Origin of the sequence: Halobacillus sp. K22 (assembly GCF_052246795.1) — a bacterium.
GTDB lineage: Bacteria > Bacillota > Bacilli > Bacillales > Halobacillaceae > Halobacillus.
The window spans coordinates 19574-41737 of the sequence record NZ_JBQQCN010000034.1; the positions used below are offsets into that span (position 1 = coordinate 19574).

The 22164-nt window shown below is 43.1% G+C and carries 21 protein-coding genes, 1 riboswitch and 1 other annotated feature; of the genes, 10 read left to right on the forward strand and 11 right to left on the reverse strand.

Features of this window, described 5'->3' with window-relative positions:
• Positions 1 to 598: 598 nt before the first annotated feature.
• Both ACTWPM_RS18665 and ACTWPM_RS18670 read right to left on the reverse strand, forming a co-directional pair.
• The gene (locus ACTWPM_RS18665; protein ID WP_443134493.1) at positions 599 to 928 is read right to left on the reverse strand and encodes a thioredoxin family protein; all 330 of its coding nucleotides are present in this window, start codon (positions 926 to 928) and stop codon (positions 599 to 601) included.
• Between the two features lie 85 nt (positions 929 to 1013).
• The gene (locus ACTWPM_RS18670; protein ID WP_443134494.1) at positions 1014 to 1625 is read right to left on the reverse strand and encodes a DUF421 domain-containing protein; all 612 of its coding nucleotides are present in this window, start codon (positions 1623 to 1625) and stop codon (positions 1014 to 1016) included.
• A gap of 103 nt (positions 1626 to 1728) precedes the next feature.
• Positions 1729 to 1938 (forward strand) — a binding site (T-box leader).
• 38 nt (positions 1939 to 1976) lie between these two features.
• Between ACTWPM_RS18670 and argS the strand changes: the two genes are divergently transcribed.
• The 5 genes from argS (at position 1977) to ACTWPM_RS18695 (ending at position 7482) form a co-directional block, all read left to right on the forward strand.
• Positions 1977 to 3659, forward strand: coding sequence for an arginine--tRNA ligase (gene argS / locus ACTWPM_RS18675; RefSeq protein WP_443134495.1), 1683 nt, complete (start codon positions 1977 to 1979; stop codon positions 3657 to 3659).
• A gap of 143 nt (positions 3660 to 3802) precedes the next feature.
• The gene (locus ACTWPM_RS18680; RefSeq protein ID WP_443134513.1) at positions 3803 to 5227 is read left to right on the forward strand and encodes an MDR family MFS transporter; all 1425 of its coding nucleotides are present in this window, start codon (positions 3803 to 3805) and stop codon (positions 5225 to 5227) included.
• A 313-nt stretch (positions 5228 to 5540) separates the two neighbouring features.
• Positions 5541 to 5768 carry a hypothetical protein gene (locus ACTWPM_RS18685; protein WP_443134496.1) on the forward strand — a complete coding sequence of 76 codons (228 nt, stop codon included), beginning with the start codon at positions 5541 to 5543 and terminating at the stop codon, positions 5766 to 5768.
• Between the two features lie 127 nt (positions 5769 to 5895).
• Complete coding sequence (locus ACTWPM_RS18690) at positions 5896 to 6654, forward strand: poly-gamma-glutamate hydrolase family protein (RefSeq protein WP_443134497.1); 759 nt, start codon at positions 5896 to 5898, stop codon at positions 6652 to 6654.
• A 120-nt stretch (positions 6655 to 6774) separates the two neighbouring features.
• Positions 6775 to 7482 carry a TspO/MBR family protein gene (locus ACTWPM_RS18695; RefSeq protein ID WP_443134498.1) on the forward strand — a complete coding sequence of 236 codons (708 nt, stop codon included), beginning with the start codon at positions 6775 to 6777 and terminating at the stop codon, positions 7480 to 7482.
• Positions 7483 to 7770: 288 nt separating this feature from the next.
• Here ACTWPM_RS18695 and tnpB read toward each other — a convergent pair whose 3' ends face one another.
• Positions 7771 to 8895, reverse strand: a complete 1125-nt coding sequence (gene tnpB, locus ACTWPM_RS18700; protein ID WP_443134499.1) for an IS200/IS605 family element RNA-guided endonuclease TnpB — start codon at positions 8893 to 8895, stop codon at positions 7771 to 7773.
• Between the two features lie 176 nt (positions 8896 to 9071).
• Between tnpB and ACTWPM_RS18705 the strand changes: the two genes are divergently transcribed.
• The gene (locus ACTWPM_RS18705) at positions 9072 to 9596 is read left to right on the forward strand and encodes a ribonuclease H-like YkuK family protein (protein ID WP_443134500.1); all 525 of its coding nucleotides are present in this window, start codon (positions 9072 to 9074) and stop codon (positions 9594 to 9596) included.
• A gap of 684 nt (positions 9597 to 10280) precedes the next feature.
• Here ACTWPM_RS18705 and ACTWPM_RS18710 read toward each other — a convergent pair.
• The 7 genes from ACTWPM_RS18710 to ACTWPM_RS18740 form a co-directional block, all read right to left on the reverse strand.
• Entirely contained in the window at positions 10281 to 10934 is a 654-nt protein-coding gene (locus tag ACTWPM_RS18710; RefSeq protein ID WP_443134501.1) for a peroxiredoxin-like family protein, read from the reverse strand.
• Positions 10935 to 10984: 50 nt separating this feature from the next.
• On the reverse strand, positions 10985 to 12103 hold the full coding sequence (gene eutH, locus ACTWPM_RS18715; protein ID WP_443134502.1) for an ethanolamine utilization protein EutH: 1119 nt from the start codon (positions 12101 to 12103) through the stop codon (positions 10985 to 10987).
• 129 nt (positions 12104 to 12232) lie between these two features.
• Positions 12233 to 12706, reverse strand: coding sequence for a peptide-methionine (S)-S-oxide reductase MsrA (msrA, locus tag ACTWPM_RS18720; protein WP_443134503.1), 474 nt, complete (start codon positions 12704 to 12706; stop codon positions 12233 to 12235).
• A 118-nt stretch (positions 12707 to 12824) separates the two neighbouring features.
• Positions 12825 to 12944, reverse strand: a riboswitch (SAM riboswitch).
• A 177-nt stretch (positions 12945 to 13121) separates the two neighbouring features.
• Positions 13122 to 13820, reverse strand: a complete 699-nt coding sequence (locus ACTWPM_RS18725; RefSeq protein ID WP_443134504.1) for an AIM24 family protein — start codon at positions 13818 to 13820, stop codon at positions 13122 to 13124.
• An 817-nt stretch (positions 13821 to 14637) separates the two neighbouring features.
• A complete protein-coding gene (locus ACTWPM_RS18730; protein ID WP_443134505.1) occupies positions 14638 to 15168 on the reverse strand; it encodes a chromate transporter in 531 nt (176 codons plus the stop codon).
• Positions 15165 to 15734 carry a chromate transporter gene (locus ACTWPM_RS18735; protein WP_443134506.1) on the reverse strand — a complete coding sequence of 190 codons (570 nt, stop codon included), beginning with the start codon at positions 15732 to 15734 and terminating at the stop codon, positions 15165 to 15167. Before ACTWPM_RS18735 ends, ACTWPM_RS18730 begins: the two co-directional genes overlap by 4 nt.
• Positions 15735 to 15773: 39 nt before the next feature.
• Positions 15774 to 17387: a gamma-glutamyltransferase family protein gene (locus tag ACTWPM_RS18740; protein ID WP_443134507.1), complete on the reverse strand. Its 1614-nt coding sequence runs from the start codon at positions 17385 to 17387 to the stop codon at positions 15774 to 15776.
• A gap of 176 nt (positions 17388 to 17563) precedes the next feature.
• On the opposite strand from ACTWPM_RS18740, the gene ACTWPM_RS18745 reads away from it, so the two are divergent.
• Positions 17564 to 18049, forward strand: a complete 486-nt coding sequence (locus tag ACTWPM_RS18745; RefSeq protein WP_443134508.1) for a DinB family protein — start codon at positions 17564 to 17566, stop codon at positions 18047 to 18049.
• Between the two features lie 42 nt (positions 18050 to 18091).
• Here ACTWPM_RS18745 and ACTWPM_RS18750 read toward each other — a convergent pair whose 3' ends face one another.
• Entirely contained in the window at positions 18092 to 19573 is a 1482-nt protein-coding gene (locus ACTWPM_RS18750; protein ID WP_443134509.1) for a Na+/H+ antiporter NhaC family protein, read from the reverse strand.
• Between the two features lie 190 nt (positions 19574 to 19763).
• Here ACTWPM_RS18750 and ACTWPM_RS18755 point away from each other — a divergent pair, with 190 nt between their 5' ends.
• From ACTWPM_RS18755 to ACTWPM_RS18765, 3 genes are read left to right on the forward strand one after another with little or no spacing between them, the layout of a single operon-like run.
• A complete protein-coding gene (locus ACTWPM_RS18755) occupies positions 19764 to 20111 on the forward strand; it encodes a PadR family transcriptional regulator (RefSeq protein ID WP_443134510.1) in 348 nt (115 codons plus the stop codon).
• Positions 20098 to 21123 (forward strand): HAAS signaling domain-containing protein, encoded by a 1026-nt coding sequence (locus ACTWPM_RS18760; protein ID WP_443134511.1) that lies wholly within the window; start codon positions 20098 to 20100, stop codon positions 21121 to 21123. The genes ACTWPM_RS18755 and ACTWPM_RS18760 overlap by 14 nt, the downstream gene beginning before the upstream one ends.
• Complete coding sequence (locus ACTWPM_RS18765; protein WP_443134512.1) at positions 21116 to 21658, forward strand: GNAT family N-acetyltransferase; 543 nt, start codon at positions 21116 to 21118, stop codon at positions 21656 to 21658. The genes ACTWPM_RS18760 and ACTWPM_RS18765 overlap by 8 nt, the downstream gene beginning before the upstream one ends.
• Positions 21659 to 22164: the final 506 nt, after the last annotated feature.

Here is a 22164-nt window from a genome sequence, read left to right on the forward strand (position 1 = left end):
TTGTTCCAGATAAGCTCCCATTACTTGAAGACTCAGTTTCGAGATAAATGAGGACCGTTACTATATTAGGAAGAGGGCTGGTGGGGAAATAACTCGCTTTCCTATGGGGGAACGGTGAGCTTCCTCGCTCATTTCACTCCCTGCGGGATCTCACCTAGTTCCTTCTCCCATGTGAGTCTCGCCATTTCCCCACCACCCAGCCACAGGAGAATAACGGACCCTGCCAGAAGAGAGTGTGCTTTTTTTCTTAACTGGTCTTAAATGCTTCTATGACAGGCTATTCCTCATCTTTATAGCATGAAAAAGCCTCACGCTCCCATGCTCATTTTGTGCATCAAGAAGATATCTTAAGTGGTTTCGAGTTTCTGATCTGGCAAGGGCCGGAGGGGGACCTTCCTCATAACCCATAGCTCGAAACTGAGTCTTACTAACCGGCCCTTTAGTGGAATAACTCGCGCATGAAAATCCACAACAACTTTTAATAAAGCTTTTCAAAGGGGCATACCTCCCTATCTTCCTAAGTCCAAGACAACGATACTTTGAACCACATAAAAAAACTCACGAGCTTTTTTAGCGATCGTGAGTTCTTGTTTCCTATTTAATTTTCATTAATAAAATGATTATACTTCACAAGCTGCTGATTCAGTTCTCCAAGTGGTACAAAGCGTGCCTTTCTGAACAATTCCTTTCCTTCAGAGAAAACAAGGACCGCTGGCACAGAAAAGACAGAAAACTGTCCCGCTGCTTCGGGTACTTCGCTTGCATCTACGTGAATAGAGGATATGCCAGGGTATTCCTCCAGCAGCTCCTCCACCTGGGGTTTTAACGAGTGGCAGACAGAACAATTCGGCTGCGATATATAAACAAGAGACAATCGCTCACGGTCAATAAACGATTGAATTGATTCTAATGAATGTAATGAATTCAAATAACTCACCTCTAATTAAACTTGTGTCTATTATATCAAGATTCAACCAGAGTTTCTTATATTCTGCCTATGTGATATCACCGACTCACTGCAGGCGGTCTGGAATATCTGCCTGATTCTTTTTCGTTTCCACTTCTTGAAAAATGTTCGCTGATTGTGTTGTCTGAGGAGCTTGATAAGCCTTGTTTGAACCTAACATGTTTTTTAAAGCGATTAATTCCTTCCTCACATTTTCTACATCCTGTTTGGTAGCTGGTTTATAATCTTCCTTCAGTTCTAAACCGAGTTGACCATTAGGCTCAAGAGTCGCGGATTTTACGTCTTGAATCGAGGTAACGCTTTGCTGTCTCAATTTCATTTCTAACTGATCAACGGTCAGCCGCATTTTCTTTAAGTTCTGCTCATTTAATTGACCATTCACGATAACTGGCTTAGATTTTCCTGTTAGAAATTTTTCCATAAAGTCGAATTTCACTTGCATAACTTCCATAGCAATTAATGTTAGTACAAGCACTCCACCTACACCGAAGGTAACCCACACATTTTTCCCGGCCACCGGCTGAATCAACAGAGAGCCGATTGCAATCATAATGACGGTCTGGGACAGCGTCATTTGAGATATCGATTTGCGTCCTGCAATTCTAAGGATGATCGTGCCTACGATGATAATCAATATGGCTTTCCATATCCAGTCCATAACACACACCTCATTTCCCTGATATTTTTCCCATGCCATCCATTGTTATTCCATAATTATCTTGCAAATCAATCCTCCATCCGCTATACTTTTCTAAAATTATTTAAATTCCAGGAAAAAAGAGAGTAGCTTATGTGAGAGGTCAAGCGATTCAGGGATGGTGCGAGCCTGAACCTAGCTCCGTAAGTGAACCGGACTTTTGAGAAGCCTGCCTGAATGAAGTAGGGATGGGCCGGGGCCGCCCCCCGTTAACAACATCGAGTGGCTGTATAGCTATAAGAGTGGTACCGCGAGTTTATACCTCGTCTCTTTCAGGAGACGAGGTTTTTTTAATTGAAGGAGGAATTATCAATGGAAAAACACATTTTTGCTTTACAAGTATCCCACCTTCTCGGTGAACAGTTTTCGAGAGCGTGGGTGTACGACAAAATTGAAATACCCAAAAAGCCCCATCTAGGCGATTTAGCTTTTCCCTGTTTTTCACTGGCACCTTTCCTTAGAAAAAAACCCGAGGAGATCGCTTCTCAGCTGGCAACGCAGCTCAAACATGACTTATTCGCAAAAGTTCAAACAGCAGGCGGGTATATTAACATTTTTCTAGACCAGGCTTTTGTGACAGAGCAAACCATTAAGCAAGTACTTACCGATCTATCCTCTTATGGAAGCCACTCCTTCGGCACAGGGAAGACAATCGTACTGGATATGTCTGCACCAAATATCGCCAAACCTTTTTCTATGGGACACCTTCGTTCCACGGTTATTGGAAATGCTCTCTCGAATCTCGCTGAAAAATGCGGCTATACAACCGTTAAAATTAATTACATAGGTGACTATGGGACACAGTTTGGGAAGCTTCTTGCTGCGTATCAGCATTGGGGAAGTGAAGAAAAGGTAAGAGAGGATCCTTTAAAGGAACTCACGAAAATTTATGTTCAGTTTCATCACGCTTCAAAGGACGATCCATCCTTAATTGATGAAGGACGTGAATGGTTTAAAAAATTGGAGAATCAGGACGAGGAAGCGCTAAAGCTCTGGAAATGGTTTAAGAATGTATCCCTGAAAGAATTTGATAAAATTTATCAACTGCTTGGTATTGAGTTCGATCTCACTCGAGGAGAAGCTTACTACAATGACAAAATGGACAATTCAGTGGCGTTGCTAAAAGAAAACCAATTGCTTGAAGAATCCGAGGGCGCCCAAGTGGTCCGTCTTGATGAAGAGGAGCTTCCGCCCTGCATGATCCAGAAAAGTAATGGAACTTCCATTTATGCTACTCGAGACTTAACAGCTGCCATTGACCGCTATCAAACCTATGATTTTGATCAGGCTCTTTATGTCGTGGGACACGAACAATCGTTACATTTTGAACAAGTGAAGCATGTATTACACAAACTTAGCTTTGACTGGGCAGATCAGCTGAAGCATATTTCATTCGGTATGATGCTTACGGGTGGAAAGAAAATGTCTACACGTCAGGGAAAAACGATTTTGCTTGAAGAAGTATTGAATGAAGCTATTCAACAAGCTGCCTCTAATATTGAGAAGAAAAATCCAGAATTACAAAACAAGCAGGAAATTGCGAAACAAGTAGGTGTCGGAGCTGTTATTTTCCACGACCTAAAGCATGACCGCCGCAATGATGTGGAGTTCTCACTTGAAGATATGCTGACTTTTGAAGGAAACACTGCTCCTTACCTGCAGTATGCTCATGTGAGAGGACGCTCTCTCCTTGAAAAAGGAGAATTTCATATAGAAAAAGCAGACGTTTCTCTCATGGAAGAAGCTGCCTGGCCGCTTGTAAAATGGATCCGCCATTACCCAGAAATTGTTCTCAAAGCCAATACGAATTATGACCCATCCCTAATCGCCAAATACCTGCTTGAGCTAACTAAGGCTTTTAACAAGTATTATGCGGACACCAAAATTTTACAAAAAGACCAGCAGAATGCCCGCTTAACCCTTATTTACGTCTTTACCGTTGTTCTAAAAGACGGGCTAAATCTGCTTGGTATTGAGGCTCCTGAACATATGTAGGCGTAAAGTACTTTTACTATCGCTCCCTCATTTCTTCCTTTATAATAATAGGTTGTGACTGTTAATAAAGGAGGCTTACTGTGGACGATAAAACTAAGTATGAGTTTTTAGCTGATGACCCTGAGTTTAATGTAAAACCCGTTATGATTTCACTGATTATTGGAGCGTTCTTTGCTATTTTAAATGAAACGCTTTTGAATATTGCTTTGACGACATTAATGGAACAATTTAATATTACCGCCCCTGTGGTGCAGTGGATGGTTACCGGCTTTATGCTAGTAATGGGAATACTAATCCCCGTCTCCGCCCTGCTGCTTCAAACGTTTACTACGAGACAAATGTTTCTTGGCACAATGACTATCTTTACGATCGGGACTTTGATCTGTGCCGCTGCTCCTTCGTTTGGTGTTCTGCTTGCTGGCAGACTGCTGCAGGCGGTTGGAACAGGATTATTAATTCCGATTATATTTAATACTTTCCTGCTGCTATTTCCACCTGAACGTCGAGGGGCGATTATGGGTATGATTGGACTTGTCATAATGTTTGCGCCTGCGATTGGTCCAACATTATCAGGAATTATCGTAGAGTATTTAGGATGGAGATATTTGTTCATTACCGTTATTCCATTTGCTCTATTCTCGATTGCATTCGCCTATAAGTTCTTAAAAAATGTAGGAGAAGTTACAAAGCCCAAAGTCGATATTCTTTCCATTGTACTTTCTACTGTTGGATTTGGCGGGATCGTACTTGGATTTAGTTCGGCTGGAGAAGGAGAAGCTAGTTTCCTTGATCCCCAGGTGCTGGCTATGATTATCGCGGGGGCTGTATCCCTCGTCTTCTTTTCAATTCGCCAGCTGAAACTGGAAGAACCGCTTCTTGACGTACGTGTATTCCAATATCCGATGTTCACCATTGGCCTTGTGTTATTCATCATTGTTATGGTTTCTATGTTTTCCTCTGAAATCATTCTGCCCATGTATATGCAGGGACCACTCGCTATACCTGCTGCAACAGCTGGACTTATTCTGTTACCTGGAGCTTTGTTGAATGGACTCATGTCTCCAGTAATGGGAAAACTTTTTGATAAGTTTGGTCCCAGACTGTTGATTATTCCAGCGACGGCTATCCTAATGGGAACCTTGTTTTCCTTGAGCCAGGTAAGTATGGATACACCGATTTGGCGGATCGTACTTAGCTACCTATTGCTCATGCTTTCCATCTCGGCCGTTATGATGCCTGCTCAGACGAACGGATTGAACCAGCTGCCGAAACGCCTCTACCCTCACGGTACGGCGATTATGAATACTTTGCAGCCCGTATCCGGAGCTGTAGGGGTGGCGGTATTTATCAGTTTAATGACCACCAGAGAAGAAAGCTATTTAAATAATGCGCAAAATCCAGAATCTGAAGCGGTCATGAGTCAAGCACTTGTAGCTGGTGTTGAACTGGTCTACTTTATTGCCTTTTCTTTAGCTGCTATCGGATTTCTCGTTTCCCTTTTCGTTAAACGGGCAAAACAGACAGATCATGAAACATCCAGCGAGAAAAAGACCGTTGTAGAACATTAACATTAAGGTCCGCAATGATCCCCCTAGCCGTCAGACGGGTGGGGGGATCGTTATTTGGCTATGGTAAGCCTATCTGCTGCTCATGCCTCTACCTCAAAAAAACAATAACCAGGATAAGCAAAGGAACGAATCTGATTCTTTAGATTTAACAAAGGCGTTCTCGGGAATAATTTTACCATCATGAAAGGTAAAAAAATGCATTGTTATTTTAAAGAAACCTTCATTAAAGCATACTGGAAAGCATGTATGTTTCGCGGCAAACCTCAACATAATTTATAATATAAGTAAGTATGAATGATAGGAGCGGATATCTATGTACCCGATTTATTATACAGTGGTGATCGTCGTTTCCATCATAGCCCTTGTCAGCACAATTGTTATCGCTAAAGAAATGACAAAACAGGAAAAGGAAAGCTCCTCCAAAAATGAAACGGAGAGCCTGAAAAACGAAACTAAAAATTCGAGCATACCTATGCTTACTGTGATTTATTCCATTACTTTTGTCCTCACTATCATTCTCGTCTGGATTTTCATATTATAGTTCAGTAGAAAAGGAACTTTTCCTCATAAAGGAAGGTTCCTGTTTTTATGGAGGTTATTTGAACCTATTCGGTATTAACTCAAGATCTAGTAATAAACATGGACGCTGTAAGGAAAGAGTGATTCAAATGTTAAAAACCAAATTGATCATTGGAGCGGTTACGCTTGCTGCTTCAGTCGCTGCCATAACTCTACTACTCCAGAACCACAGTTTCAGCAGGAGCGCTTCTTCCGTAGAGTGTCCAGCAGAAGGGGATCGATTCTGCACCTTCACGGAGTTATCTGACGTATACGAAGAAGGCGAAGATTGGGAAATAGAACAACGCGAATCTCCAGACAGCCGTGTATTAGTAAGTGCCATACACGGTGGAGGAATTGAGCAGGCCACTTCTCAGCTCGCAGACGCTCTTGCCGGCGAAGAATACAGCTATTATACATTTAAAGGTAAAATGAGTTCGGGAAATTTTAATAATTTACATATAACCTCTGTAAATTTTGATGAACCTCAGGCTCTTACTATGGCGCAAAAAGCCTCGATTCATATTTCTTTCCATGGGGCTGTGGGGGAAGAGAAAAAAACACTATTAGGAGGTTTAAACGAGAATTTAAGAGGCTTAATTTCCAAGCATTTAAAGTCAAGTGGATTCCATGTGAAAGAAGCTCCCGAGCATCTAGACGGCGACCATCCAAATAATATCGTGAATAAAACCAAAACCGGAGAGGGTGTTCAGTTGGAATTAACAAGAGCGCAAAGAAAAGCTTTTTTTGAAAATGGAAATATTAGCTACCGCTCTAGAAATGAAGTTTCCAATCAAACAGAAGCCTTTAACGAATATACGGAAGCTATCCGTGCAGCAATAAAAGAATATAAAGAGAGAAACCTCTAACCAAACAGAGATGTGATTGCATCCTCCTGTCATTTAATGCAAATGGAGACATACAATGTACTAGCACCCTGCTGTCCATCGGCAGCGAGATGAACAACATAGAATAAAGGAGATCATCACATGAGACTGCTTGGTTTGAAGTTAATTAATTTAGCGAGTTTTATTTATCTGCTTACAGCTTCCTTCTTCTTGTCGCGAAATTTCATGCAGCCCTCCACCGCTAATGTGTACGTGATGCCAGCCCCGTTTGCCTTTTCCATTTGGATCGTTATTTACCTTCTGCTTTTTTTCTTTATTATGAAATCCTTCTTTGCTAACGAAGAGCTCGATCTTGTCGTCAATCGAATAGGTCTCTGGTTTCCTTTAAGTATGATCCTATCAGGAACCACCGTTATTGTAGAAACCACCCCTTCCCTTCTGTTCATTTCTTTATCATTGCTTACCCTATGTGTGGTTTATTCGATCATTCAAGGACTGAACCTCTCCACCAAAAAGTACAGAACTCCATTTTCGATTTATCTTGCCTGGACGTCTATCGCCACCATTGTTAATACCTTTGTCGTGTTGAAAGCAAACGGTGTACAAGAGTTATTTGCTATTGGAGAACTGGGCTGGTCCGCTTTCATTCTTGCAGTAGGAGGACTTATCGCGATTGCCTTCTATTTTATTCAGAAAGACACGTGGTTTCCTCTCGTTTTTATATGGGGCTACGGAGCCATCTTTGCCTATCAGGACGACTCCCTCATAAAATTTGTTACAGGTGCTTTTGTCATAATCCTGCTATTTATAATTATCTTTAGCTTGTTTCAAAAGAATCGTGTCTCTTAAAGATTAGGGCTATTAACATCTATTTAGCCCCTGGCATTTACTAATCTTCATTAAATTCTTACATATTTTTATAATAAAGGAGGGATACTCCCGTTATATCCGTGATAAAGTGAAATTACTTCGGCACCTTTCCTGAATCTGCATTCGAGTAAGAGCTGATGAATATCTTAAAACAAGGAAGGCAGCACTTCATATCCTTGCTTAATTGAACTACCCCCACTTACTCGCTGACGCTCCTTGAAGTAGGGGGATTCCTAAGAGCACAAACCTAACGGTTCGTTCAAATGATTAGGCTAGCCCCGTCGCACCGACGGTTGGAAGGATCCTTTGAATCTCCTTCAATATATTGAAGCTCGCATTTAGATCGCGGTTGTGGTGGCTGCCACAATTCAGGCAATCCCACGTTCGAACAGCGAGATTCTTCACCTCACCGTTTTGGTATCCACAATAGGAACACAGTTGCGAACTCGCAAAAATTTTCGATACGGGTATCAATTGTTTTCCGTACCATTCTGCTTTGTATTCGAGCATAGTAGTGAACATCGACCAACTCGCATCACTAATCGATTTGGATAGTTTTCGGTTTTTGAGCATATTGGAAATTTGGAGATTTTCTACCCCGATTACATCGTGGTTTTTGATGATTTCGGTAGAAATCTTATGCAGATAATCTTTGCGAGAGTTCGTAATCTTTTCGTGGAGTCTGGCTACTTTAATCCGTTGCTTATGCCAATTCGAAGATCCCTTTTCCCTTCGGGAAAGGATACGTTGAGCTTTTGCTAGTTTCTTTTCGGTCTTACGTAGGTATCGTGGGTTTTCATAGGTGGGGCCATTCGAGAGAACAGCGAAGTCTTTCAATCCGAGATCAATACCAACAGAGGAGTTGGTTTTAGGAAGTCTCTCGACTTTTGTATCAATAAGAATAGAAACAAAATGTTTACCTGAAGGATTCCGACTAACAGTTGCGCTTAAAATACGCCCTTCTACTTCACGACTCTTAGCAAACAGCACCCAGCCTACCTTTGGTAGCTTCACTTTATTACCGACGATTCGGATATTACCTTTGTTGTATTGAGCGGTATAAGATTGCTTTCTATTCTTTTTAGACTTGAACTTCGGTCTATTGTTAAGTTTCTTAAAAAAACGATCGAAAGAAGCTGCAAGATTCCTCAACGAATTTTGCAGAGCTGTACTATCAACTTCTTTTAACCATTGGAAATCTTGTTTGATTTGTGTAAGTTGTTTATTGCATTTTGCATAAGACAAACCTTTACCAGAACGTTTGTAGGCATTGTTCCACTCGGCGAGGAAATGATTAAACACAAAACGTGAACATCCGATGGATTTAGCAATTAACGTTGTTTGTTCTTTACTAGGATAAATGCGAAATTTATAAGCTTTGTGCGTCACCATTTCCACCTCCATATAGGAACATATGTTCTCGTTTTAGTATAGCATATAGCCTTAAGAATAGAAAACGAAAACCTTCGCCTGACGACGGCATTTATCTCCCCCTTACCACCGGTCTTCGACACAGTGCTTGAAGAGGGAGGCTTCTGCCGATAAATGCTAAAAAAGGGGTGACTGAGATGGAAAAGAAGCATATGTTCCAAAACATAACCCACAAAAAGATGGACTTTGATCAAGTATTTAATCATATTCTGACCTTTATGAATAAGGAACCGCTCGGAAACTACCGCTTAATGCTTGGTACTGATTCTCAAATCCACCCTTCTCACACCATTTTTATTACTGGAATCGTCATTCAGCGTGTAGGAAAAGGAGCCTGGGCTTGTTTCTGCAAGGAGCTTATTAGACGTAAAATGACTACGCTGCATGAACGCATCTCTTATGAAACATCACTTACCGAACGAGTCGCTGCTTTGTTTACAGAAGAAAAGAAAACGGAAATGATTGATATTATTCTGCCTCATATTTATAAAGGCGCTACGTTTACCATGGAAGGGCATATCGACATTGGTTCAGGAGAGCGGAACCGGACAAGAGTGTATGTAAATGAAATGGTAGCGCGGATTGAATCACTCGGAATCGAACCAAAAATTAAGCCAGATTCGATTGTAGCCAGCAGTTACGCTAACAAATACACAAAATAACCCGCTACTCACTTTATAAGGCTCTGCTAAATCTCCGAGTTACTTATTAGAGATAAGCTCCCCTTACTGGAAGACTCAGTTTCGAGATAAATGGGGACCGTTACTCTATTTGGAAGAGGGCTGGTGGGGAAATAACTCGCTTTCCTATGGGGGAACGGTGAGCTTCCTCGCTCGTTTCACTCCCTGCGGGATCTCACCTAGTTCTTTCTCCCATGGGAGTCTCGCCATTTCCCCACCAACCCAGCCATTTCTTGTGAACGGACCCTGCTATAGGAGATAGAAGCCATGCCACATCTGCTTCCAATGCTTATATAACAGGGTTTCTATAGCTAAACACACGTAAAGACCAGTGTGAATCATAGATGATCCTTGTTCATTGGAAGGCGTTTATGCAGACAATTTTGAGCTCTCAATGATCGCAAAGGGGCGGAAGGGAACGGCGAAGACTCCTGCGGGATGAACATGATCGGTGAGATCCCGGAAGGCGAAGCCTGAGGAAGCTCACCACATGCCCGCGGAAAGCGAGTCGTTCCCTGGAGCCCCTTTCTCTACAAAATATCTCGAAACTGAGTCTTCAACTATACGGCCCTTTAGTGTAATAACTTGCTTATGTAAAATCAACGATGCCTTTTCATAAGATTTAAAAAAGCACAATCTCGACTCAACTGAGATTGTGCTTTTTGATTATACTCGCACTTTCTTTAATTGCTCCAGTACTTCTGAAGGCTCTGCGCGATCTTTGTAATCTTCTTTCGTATATTCATAAACAATCGTTCCGTCCTGATCAATCACATAAGTTGCAGAAACAGGAAGTGTCCACGTTTCATCACCGTTATGCTCGTCTACTCTCAGTCCTTTATCCTTGTACACTTCAACAAGGTAATCCGGCAGCTGATAAACGAGATTATACTGATTGGCTGTTTCATTTCCGACATCACTTACGACATGGAACTGTAGATCATTTTTCTCGGTCGTGGATAAAGAATGATCAGGTGATTCCGGACTGATAGCAATTAATTCGCCACCGTTTTCGTGAATATCACCCAGGATTTCCTGATAAGACCGGAGTTCCATATTGCAATAAGGACACCAGCCTCCCCGGTAAAACGTCAGAATAACAGGTCCTTGTTCCAGCTGTTTGTATAATTCTATAGAATTTCCCTTCGCATCAGGAAGGTTGAAGTTGGGAGCTTTTTCGCCTTCAGCGAGACCCTTCCCGTCAGAAGACTGCTCCAATTCTTGAATGGCCTGCTTCATTTTCTTTTGCACATCTTCAGGAGCCGTCGCTTTGAATTTTTCAATGTATTCGTTGTAGCGCTCTTTCATTTCTGTCTTCACAAGAAAAAACTCCTTTATGGTTTGATTCACGTCGATTATAACCTAGTTGTTTACTTGGTTAAAGGGATTTGCTCAGTTCCCCTTGTTAAAAATAAAGCTATACATACAGCAAGTCCTCCTGCGGTCAGCTTTCCAGTTATCACTGGAACGATCATATCTTTTTCAACTCCTGCTACAAAAGCAAAGTGGCTGCCCAGCACAAAAGCACCGCTTACGGCAAAAGCTGAATTAACAACTTTCCCGCGGCGATCCATGTGTTTCATCATAGCAAGCATCGGTAAGTGATGGGCAAGAGAAGCGAGCAGGCCGGTCATAGCTGAAGCATTTAAACCGATCTTATTGCTCAACCGATTCCATAACTTTTCTCCTTTTTGATTCAAAAAAGCAATCAAAGGATAAGCACCGGCAAGGGTAACTGTAATTCTACCTACAATAGAGACTCCTTCAGAAAGAGGAGCCAATCCTGAGATAAGGGTGAATTCGGTGAGCGTTTCAATCGTAATGGCGACAAGTCCCGTAATAATTAGGATTTCAACCCCTTTTCCAAACCAGGCAAATACACGTATCGCCCCATTTGTGAACAGCCATAAACCCACTCCGATAAAGACGGAGAGAAACAGCGCCGGCATTAGATTCTGCAGCATCCACAACCATTCATATCCTGCGATCGCACCTCCTGCCAGGCAGCCCACAGGGATTGTTACAATTCCGATTAAAATTCCTTTTGCGAAGTAAGGCCGGTCTTCTTTTTGAATGATGGTAAGGGCGACCGGTATAGTGAAGACGAGGGTCGGTCCCATCATGGTTCCTAAAAATGCCCAGGAAAATACAGCCGCTTCATCTGTTAAGGCTAAAGCTTCTGAGAGGGAATAGGCTCCCATATCAATCGCTAAAATCATAGAAGCAAACATGGAGGGATCAGCGCCCATATCTCTAAAGACTGGACTAATGACAGGTGCAGTGATCTCTGATAAGACGGGGGCGAGCGAAATGATCCCTACCATGGATAGGGCTAGCGGCCCCATCATCATAAAGGCATCATAGAAATGCTTCCCTAACGATAATCGCTGATTAAGTACATAGTAATCCAAAGCCCCTGCCACCATAAAAATACACATGATGATTACTATCGATTCATTGATCCATAGCAAATCTGCTCCCCCCTTCATGAAATCTTCCTCTTACTCTCTCTTTTCGTTCCGTTCACTGTTTTCCCTTCCAAGTCCCGCGCCTAACTTTTCGTTCATAAAAAAACACTCAGAGTAAACACTCTGAGCGCCTGCTAAGGAAAGATTTATTTAGCCGATTCCGCATGCTACCGAACCATTTTTCTGTAAATACTTCTGGTGATGCTCTTCCGCTTCATAGAAAGTGGTGGACTGAACGACCTCAGTAACGATCGGACGCTTGAATGTACCTTTTTCATCCCACTCTTTAATCTTTTCTTCTGCAATATACTTTTGACTGGCATCGTTGTAAAAAATCGCAGAGCGGTATTGGTGACCGATATCGGCACCCTGACGGTTTTTAGACGTTGGATCATGGGTTTCAAAAAAGATATTTACGAGTTCAGAATAAGTAATTACAGTCGGGTCGTATTCTACTTTCACCGCTTCAGCGTGACCCGTTTTCCCCGTTTTAACCTGTTCATAGGAAGGATTATCCAAGTCCCCGCCAATATAACCTACACGTGTGGATGTGATGCCTTCAAACTTTTCAAAGAATGCTTCTACTCCCCAGAAACACCCTGCTCCAAAAATTGCCTTTGCCATTTCTCATCTGTCCTTTCCTTTTAACGCAACTTCTATCGAGAGCCTTTACGGGTATATGACAACGAAAAGACCCCTTTTCTTATCCAAGAAAAGGGGTCGTATAATAGTCCGTACGATCCTCTCATCTCTTAGGATGTCACCATCCTACAGGAATTGGCACCGTTCTCGTCAATCCTTAGATTGATTCGATGGTTGCCGGGCATCAAAGGGCCAGTCCCTCCGCCTCTCTGGATAAGAAGTTTCCGTTATTTATTTTTAAGTTATTTCATATCTTACAATGTTTTAGCAGTGAAGTAAAGGATGAAGCTTGAATTTTTTTGGAAAAAACATATTCAGCTCTCGTTTTGTTATCCTATTCAGATTCCCTTTAAAAAATGCCCGTCTATTTTTAAGGTTTTTCTCATTCGACAAACCCTTATTTGCCGCGATCTCCTGAAGTGCTGACTTCTTCAAACGGCTGGACGATGACAAAGCCATCACCATTGAATTCCATTTGGATCGATTCTCCACTTCCCCGGCCAATGATGGTTTTAAAACTGATATCTGTTCGAAATTCTGGCTGCAGATGCCCCGACCAGGCTACCGTCGCATTCGGATCAGTGATCACTGGCTGCCCTGGACGCACCATGATCGTGAGCGGTTCGTAGTGAGAAGTGATCGCTACTTTTCCTCTTCCCTGCAGTTTGACGTTGAACAGCCCGCCAGACATCATTCCAGCCACTTTTTTCATCAGTTGAATATCCCAATCCACGCCTGGCTCAAAGGCTAGAAGATCATTGCCGTTTACGGTGATTTCTTCATTATCCAGTTCTAGAATGGTAATTTTTTTACCTTGATCGGCTAAATAAAGGCTGCCGCGTCCGGTAGCTTTCATAAGGGAACTACCCTCCCCGCTCATCGCTTTCTTCATAAAGCGGCCTACGCCGTGCTCAAGAAACCCTTCTCTTTCGAACTTGATTTGCCCGTTGTAGGAGATCATAGAGCCCGCTTTCGCCCATACCTGATCCGTTAAGTTTACTTCCAGAATCCGCGGTGTTTCCAACTCAAAGTATTCATTTTCGGCATCGTCCTGCTTTGTTTCTCTTATAAATTGTTCAATGGAGTATTTGCTCATTCTTTCCTCTCCCTTTTTAATCAAAATTGATTCCTATGCAGGATATTCGCTCTACTCCTATGGTACTCCTTCTTCACCCAGGGGAATTTTGCTGGACTGAGGATTAAAGAGAGTCTGGAAGCTATGAGTTCTTGTACTACCTTAAATCTCTGTCGATTATTACAGATACGTTCCCGTTTGTGGAAGACTCAGTTTCGAGATATCTAGTGAGAGAATTAGGTCCTGCGGGGAACGAACTCGCTTTCCGGCCCTGCACGACGCAGGGTCGTTCGACGTTGCCACACGACGTAGCGTTCTTAGTCGAACCTCTTCTGTGCTGAGCCTCCTCAGGCTTCGACTTCCGGGGTCTCAACGATCATGTTTACCCCACAGGAGTCTCCCCGTTCCCCTCCGGACCTGGCCAAATCAGAAACTCGAAACTTGTTCGTTTTTCATCCGCTTGAGAAGTAAAAACCACATGGGCGTATATACTTTTTTTCATGTTGGAACTATGCGAGATAGCCTGTTATATAAGCATTTCAGTCAGGGTAATGAGGAAAGGATACTCTCTTTAGAATGGTGTCGTTTGCCCTAATAAAGTTGGATTGGCGGGGAAATGTGGAATCACCCTGAAAGACACGACCAACATAAGCTGACCATCAAAAAGATTGCGGTTTTTCAATCCGTTGATGAGCGGCTTATGTCTCGAGTGTCTAGGTGATGGAACAAGAGGTGTTATTTCCCCACCAGCCCCCTCCCTTATATCGTAAAGGATCCCAATTTATCTCGGTCCAGAGCCTTACACAATCCGGCCCTTTTGTTTATTAATTCGTTTTGGTCAACCTAAGAATAAGGCGCCGTAGATGAGAGATCCAAGGATTACAAAGGCAGGATGCAGCTTTACTTTTTCCAGTAGTAAGAAGCTCGCAACGATAAGGATCGCCGTTTGCAGGAAACCTGTTGATTCATAGGAATTCCAGAAAAACTGATAGGCCATAATCCCAAGAAGCACGGCAATTGCCGGGCGGATTAAGTTAGTCATCCGCTTGACCCTAGGAGAATCCTTGAATTTATATAGGAAACTCAATAGGACAATCATTAAAATAAGCGATGGAGCAACTGTGGCAAAGACACCGACCACTGCCCCCAGGACACCCGCCTGCTGATAGCCGATAAAACCAGCCATTTTCGTTGCAATCGGCCCTGGCAGCGCATTCGCCATAGCAAGCATTTCGCTGAACTCCGTCACACTCATCCATTCAAATCGCCCCACAACCTCATTTTCTACCAGAGGGATGGAAGCAGGACCTCCACCATAACCGACTATTCCAGGTATAAAAAAAGCAACAAATAGTTTCCATAAGATCATGACGACTGCTCCTGACTTTTTAAATTAGACTTATCTTTAACAGGCTTAAGTAAAGCGTACATTAATAGCGCAAAGATAAGCAGGCCAGGGTGCAGGCCTATCCATTCAATCAGTAAAAGAGAGCCCACCCCAAGAGATAGTGAGACCACCCAGCCCAGACTCCCCTGAGCTTTTTTCAGAAAATCATAAGTCAGCTTGGCAAGCATAACTCCTACAACCGGGACAACAGCTTGTGTCATGCCATTGACCCAGGGCTGATCACGCAAACTATTTAAGGAAATAATTAGGACGATCATAATCACAATCGTAGGAAGAATGGTCGCTAATACTGCATTTAACATTCCTATGATTCCGGAAACACGATAACCTATGTACCCGGCCATTTTCGTAGCAATAGGACCTGGCAGCGAGTTACCTAATGCCAGCACATCGCCAAATTCATCGTCTGAGAGCCATTTATATTTTTCAACCACTTCTTTATGGACCAGCGGAATGGAAGCAGGACCTCCTCCATAACCGAGCATTCCCACACGAAAAAAGGCTATAAAGAGATTCCATTGCTGCATTTCTTCTCCTCTCCTTCCAATCCGACTCTCCTCTTTCCTTCAGTAAGCGGAGATCGTGCCATCTGTTCTTGATTCAGTGCCGCCATATAAAACTCCCGTTTCTGGATCACGCCATATGAGCTGGCCTCTCCCGAAAGCACCTGTTTCCAGCTGCACGCTGATGTCATGTCCACGGCGCGCGAGAGCTTCGGCAACATGTTTAGGAAAGTTCGGCTCTACCCACACTGTCTTGTCTTTCATCCACTGCCAGCGGGGAGCATCAAGCGCGGCCTGTGGGTTTAAATGAAAATCAACCGTATTCATGACGACCTGCACATGCCCTTGGGGCTGCATAAATCCGCCCATGACACCAAATGGTCCGACGGGCTGGTCTCCTTTCGTTAAAAAACCGGGGATAATGGTATGATAAGATCTTTTGTTTCCTTCAAGTGAGTTCGCGTGCCCTGGTTCCATAGTAAAATTATGCCCCCGGTTTTGCAGAGCAACACCAGTGCCAGGCACCACTAATCCAGATCCGAATCCCATGTAATTGCTCTGAATAAACGATACCATATTCCCTTCCCCGTCCGCGGCAGCCAGATACACGGTTCCACCTTTCGGGGGTACGCCCGCTTCCGGCACTTCAGCTTCTTCTGTAATAGAAGATCTGCGTTCAGCTGAATAATCATCATTTAATAAATCATCGATGCCTACTTCCATAGAAGAGGCATCAGCGATGTATTTTTCTCCGTCTGCAAAAGCGAGCTTCATGGCTTCTATCTGCTTATGATATGTAGAATCACTTTCTTTTTCAAGTATGTCAAAACCTTTCAGCATGTTCAAAGCTGAAAGTGCCACAAGACCCTGGCCGTTCGGCGGTATTTCCCACACGTCATAGCCACGGTAGTTCACGGAAATAGGATCTACCCATTCCGGTTGATAGCTGGCCAAATTTTCTTTAGAAATAAAACCGCCGTATTGTTTAGAAAATGCATCGATTCGATCTGCAGTTTCTCCATTATAAAAGTCTTCCGCATGGGTTTCAGCTATTTTTCTCAGTGTATGGGCATGGCCTTCCGATTTCCAGACCTCACCGATTTCAGGAGCTTTGCCATCTGGGGCAAAGGTATCGAACCAGTGGGTGAACTCTTCTCCTTTTAATGTTTCACGGAATTTTGCTGCAGCCATGTGCCAGAACTTCCCGAGTACAGGAGAGATTGGATATCCTTCTTCCGCGTATTGAATAGCTGGAGCGAATAAATCTTTAAATGGAAGCTTTCCAAAACGGCGTGATAATTCTGCCCAGGCCCCGGGTGCTCCTGGAACAGTAACGGGCTCAAAGCCAAATTTCGGAATCTCTTCGTACCCTCGGTTTTTTATTTCTTCAGTAGAAATCGAGGCAGGTGAATGACCACTCCCATTCAGTCCATAAAGTTTATTTTCTGTCCATACGAGAGCAAAGGCGTCTGAACCAATTCCGTTGGAAGTAGGTTCAACAACCGTTAGAGCGGCGGCGGTTGCTATGGCTGCATCTATCGCATTTCCTCCTTTTTGTAAAATGGACAATCCAGCCTGAGAAGCAAGCGGCTGGGAAGTTGCAACCATTCCGTTTTTCGCAATGGTAGAATTTCTTGCGGTCTCATAGGGATGATAGAGATAGTCTAAGTGCTGCATTTAATCGTGCTCCTTTCACTTGTAAGAAAAGAAGAAAAGTAAATTTTTTCAATCTTCTCATCATTTTACTATGTCTCCTATTAAAAGAAAAACCGTTTACATATTCAATCAAGGAAAATTAGGTGCTACATATGGTAAACTCGAAATATCCTATACTTGGAAAGGATGTTTACAAGATGTACGGAATAGATGAAAAAAGAAATGAATTACTAGCTTTTGTTGAAGAGGTATCTGACGAGCAAGCACGCACAAAACCGGACGAAAAATCCTGGTCTATTTTAGAAGTCTTAGAGCATTTGTACTTAATGGAACAAATGATTGTGCATCAGATGAATCAGGCGATCAAACAGGGGGATGAGCAGCAGGTAAATGAAAAGCCCCTGCACAAAACTACCAATCGCGACTATAAAGTGGAAGCACCTGAAACACTGAAACCAAAAGGGGAATTTAATACGTTAGAAGAAGCAAAGAAAGGGTTGGAACATACTCGTGAAGCTACTTATTTTCTGATTCATAATAAGGATCAGGAAACGCTGCAGAATCGCGCTTTCCCTCATCCCTCTTTCGGAGACCTGGATCTCGAGCAGTGGGTAGAATTTATCGGCTGGCACGAGCTTCGTCATTTAGATCAGATGAAAGAAGTAAAAGCTCATATTCAATAAAAAAATCCTCCCTGCGGCAAGCCGCCCAGGGAGGATTTTCTGTTACGAACGTTTTGTTGGTTTAACTTCTTCTCCATTTTTTCCACTATAGCGTAGTCCCCAGCCTGTCATAGCTGCAATAAACATAACGATGAGCAGCCCCCAGCCTTGAAACACATACGGGAAAACTTCTGTCGGACCAACGACCGGAAGGAAGTCATACTCTTCCGCAGCTCCCTGGATCGTTGCCCAAGCGAGAAGCACCCCGCCGCTCCACGGGAAAATGTAACCTAATGATGAAGTCACCGTATCAAGGAAGTTGGCTCGGCGATATGGGTGAATATTCATCTCTATTCCGAGCTTTCTGACAAAGGGTGCTGCAGCAATTTCTGCGGCTGTGTTTATTGTAATAAACACATTTAAAAAGGCTACGATTCCAAATATCGAAAGTTCTGCCCGTCGAACCACATTATTAATAATTCTAAGGAAGAAACTTTTAATAACATCCATCGTACCTGCTACCTCAAGTAAATGGGCGGCAGCTAAGATTAATAGAATAAGAATAGCCATATTAAAGTAACCGCCAATTCCACTCATTAAGGCGCCCTCCACAACAGCCTCTCCTGAATCATTTTTATAAATATGAAGGACTTTTGTTAAAGAGACACCTGAAAGAGCAATGAGTCCGATAGAAGTGACGATTCCCCATGTCAGTGAGGTAAGCAAGTGATGTCCACTCAATGCCAGATAGAGTACAAGAATAAATGGCAGCAGCATAATCAAACCATCTGGAGCTACTTGCGCCTGCAACTGGTTAATTACTTCTGTACTTCCTTGTTCTCCGCCGCCTCCAAAGATAATAAATAGAATAAGAGCCGGAATCGCAGCAGTTATGGAGTATTTAAACCTTGAGCGAACTACACCAGGAACATCTGCTTCCTGGGTAGTCGCGGATACGATGGTGGTATCAGATACAGGAGCCAGATTGTCTCCAAACACCGCACCACTTAAAATAGCGGCAAGCAATATCACGGGATCCGCCCCTAAAATGACCCCAGCCGGATACATCAGGACACCGAACGTCGCTACTGTACCATAGCCTGTTCCTACAGCCGTTGCGAACAGAGCCGCCAATAAGAAAGTAATAGCCACAAAAGCTCCACCTTCCAAGCCGGTCTGAAATCCAAACCAGATCAGGCCATCAACAAGCCCGCCGGCCGATAATAACTTCGCAAACATCCCAGCCCAAAACCACGCAATAACGGCAATTACGCCTACGGGCTGAGCCATTCCTGAGAATAAGCTTTGAGCATAATCTGCCCATTGAGATTTACAGAAAAACAAACCAATGGCGATGCCGATAACCATTCCCAGCACCAGGGATTGCTCTGTCACCAATTCAGTGACACTCAGGGCAATCGCCCAAATAATGAAAAACACAAGAGGAATCGTTGCAGCAAATACTCCGCCTCGAAATTCCAGTCGTTTAATGTCTTTCTCTCCTAATGCTTCATCTATGACTTCATTGTTTTCCTGGTCAGCCACTAAGCTCCCTCCTCACTTCATTCTTAAAACTCCTAATCTACTGTATCATTGAACAGCTCGTTTAAGAAACTAAAAAATTTTGCCACTTTAAAGCGAAAGGGCTTAAGTTCCGTAACTGCTTTAAAGTAGTCATTGTTATATGTCATACAATGGTGTATGATATACACTATAAAGAGAGCGAGGTGGCTCATTGAGTAAATTGTTAAATTCCTTAATTACTGAAATGAGAAGAGGGTCTCTGACGCTTGCTGTGCTCAGTCAATTAAAGTCTCCTCAATATGGATACTCGCTTGTTCAGCGTTTGGAAACCTCAGGTATTGTTATTGACCAAAGTACCCTTTACCCTTTGCTCAGACGACTGGAGAAGCAGGAATTAGTAACCAGCACGTGGGATACATCCGAAAGCCGGCCCAGAAAATATTACGTCTTGAGTGATTATGGCGAGGAGATCTTTAGTGAGCTGAAAACAGAATGGGAAAGAACTTCTTTACAACTTCATAATTTATTACAAGGAGAGGAAATGGATGGACTTAATTAAACGGTATGTTTATGAGGTCACGCGAAGACTCCCGGAGAAGATGCAAGAAGATGTTGCTCTTGAGCTTCAATCAACCATAGAGGATATGCTGCCTGATCATCCATCAGAAAAAGATATCAGACTCGTGCTGACCAATCTTGGCGACCCGGCTGTACTTGCCCGGCGATATAGTGATCGGCCTTCCTATTTAATTGGCCCTGCATTATATGAGCAATATTTAAACGTTTTAAAGCTCGTTCTTCCTATTATTATAATAATTGCAATCATTTCCGTAGTGGCCGGCGAAATTCTTTCTTTTTCTGGAGATACAAGCATGCTTACCATTGTCTTATCTATTATGATTCAAGCCTCGTTCACAGCAGTGGGAGCCGGCATTCAAGCTGTCTTCTGGATTACACTCATTTTTGTAGTAATCGAACGGACCACAAACTCAGAAGAAGTACCGTTTGGAAAAGCCTGGACCCCGGATCAGTTGAAAAATAAGCCCGCTATTCCAAAAAATCGATTGATATCAAATTGGGAACTGGCAGGAGGCCTGCTCTGGACAGCCATTGCCGTTACCGTTTACCTGAATTCCTCAAGCCTTATCGCAATATATAAACAGGAAAATGGTGAAGATCCGAATAAGGTATCCCCCATCTTCAACGAAAGCCTTCTGACTTCCTTTTGGCCTTATATTTCTCTACTAGTGGGAAGTGCTCTCGCATTAATCATTTATAAGTGGTTTTTAAAACAATGGACAATGAAACTGGCTGTTATTAATACGCTGTATAATGTGCTTTGGGTTGTTCTTGTAAGTCTGATGATCAGTCATCCTGAACTGTTTAATCCAGCCGCTGTCACAGAGCTTGAAGCAACTCTCCAGACCGATTTATCAAACGTGACACAGTGGGCTCGATTAACTGTTATAATCACAGCTGTGGTTTTTTCAGGGATAGACATCTTTGAAGGATTTAGAAAGGCAAGAAAAGGATGGAAATATAAAAAGCTAGAGGTGAAACAAGTTGATTGAATTACAGAATTTTTCAAACGAAGATTTTGACCAGCTGATTGATTGGATTCCTTCAGCAGACTTCTTGATGAAATGGGGAGGCCCTATTTTTGAATTCCCTCTGGACCACAAGCAGCTTGATTCCTATACCAGCCAGCCGGACCGCTTGGTGTATAAAGCATGGGATCCTGAATTCAATGAAGTCGTCGGACACATCTCCTTAGGGAGGATCGATAAGAAAAATGAATCCGCCCGAATCGGTAAGGTACTGGTAAGTCCAGAGCACCAAAACCGTGGTATTGGCGAACAGATGATTCAAGAGATGACAGCTATTGCTTTTCAGGAGCTAAAGCTTCATAAGGTTGCCCTTGGGGTATTCGATTTTAACCAACCGGCGATTCGCTGCTACGAAAAAGCCGGTTTTCAAAAAGATGGTCTGCTTAGAGACCATCGAAAAGTGAACGGATCGTTTTGGAACCTAATGGAAATGAGTCTATTACGAACGGAGTGGGATCCATCCCCCTCCAACCAAAAAAGGGAAGCTTCCACATACTAGGAAGCTTCCCTTTTTATTAGTTTGGCTTTGTTAAACTTCAGTGTTGATTTTGAGGTTAAGCTCCCGTTACTGGAAGACTCAGTTTCGAGATTTTTGTGAGAATTAGGTCCTGCGGGGGACGATTTCGCTTTCCGCGGGCATGTGCTGAACCTCCTCAGTCTTCGACTTCCGGGGTCTCACCGACCATGTTTATCCCACAGGAGTCTACATCGTCCCTCTCCGGACCTGGCCGAAACAGCAACTCGAAACCACTTAACACACCGTTTGCTTTGGGAAAAAAGCATAGGATAAAGCGTTTATTTTCATGCTAGCACGGTGTGGAAAAACTTGTCATAGAAGCATTTAGGTCCTATTTAGAAGGAGAGCAATCTCTTTTGGAAGGGTCCGTTATTCTCCCGTGGCTGGGTTGGTGGGGAAATGGCGAGACTCCCATGGGAGAAGGAACTAGGTGAGATCCCGCAGGGAGTGAAACGAGCGAGGAAGCTCACCGTTCCCCCATAGGAAAG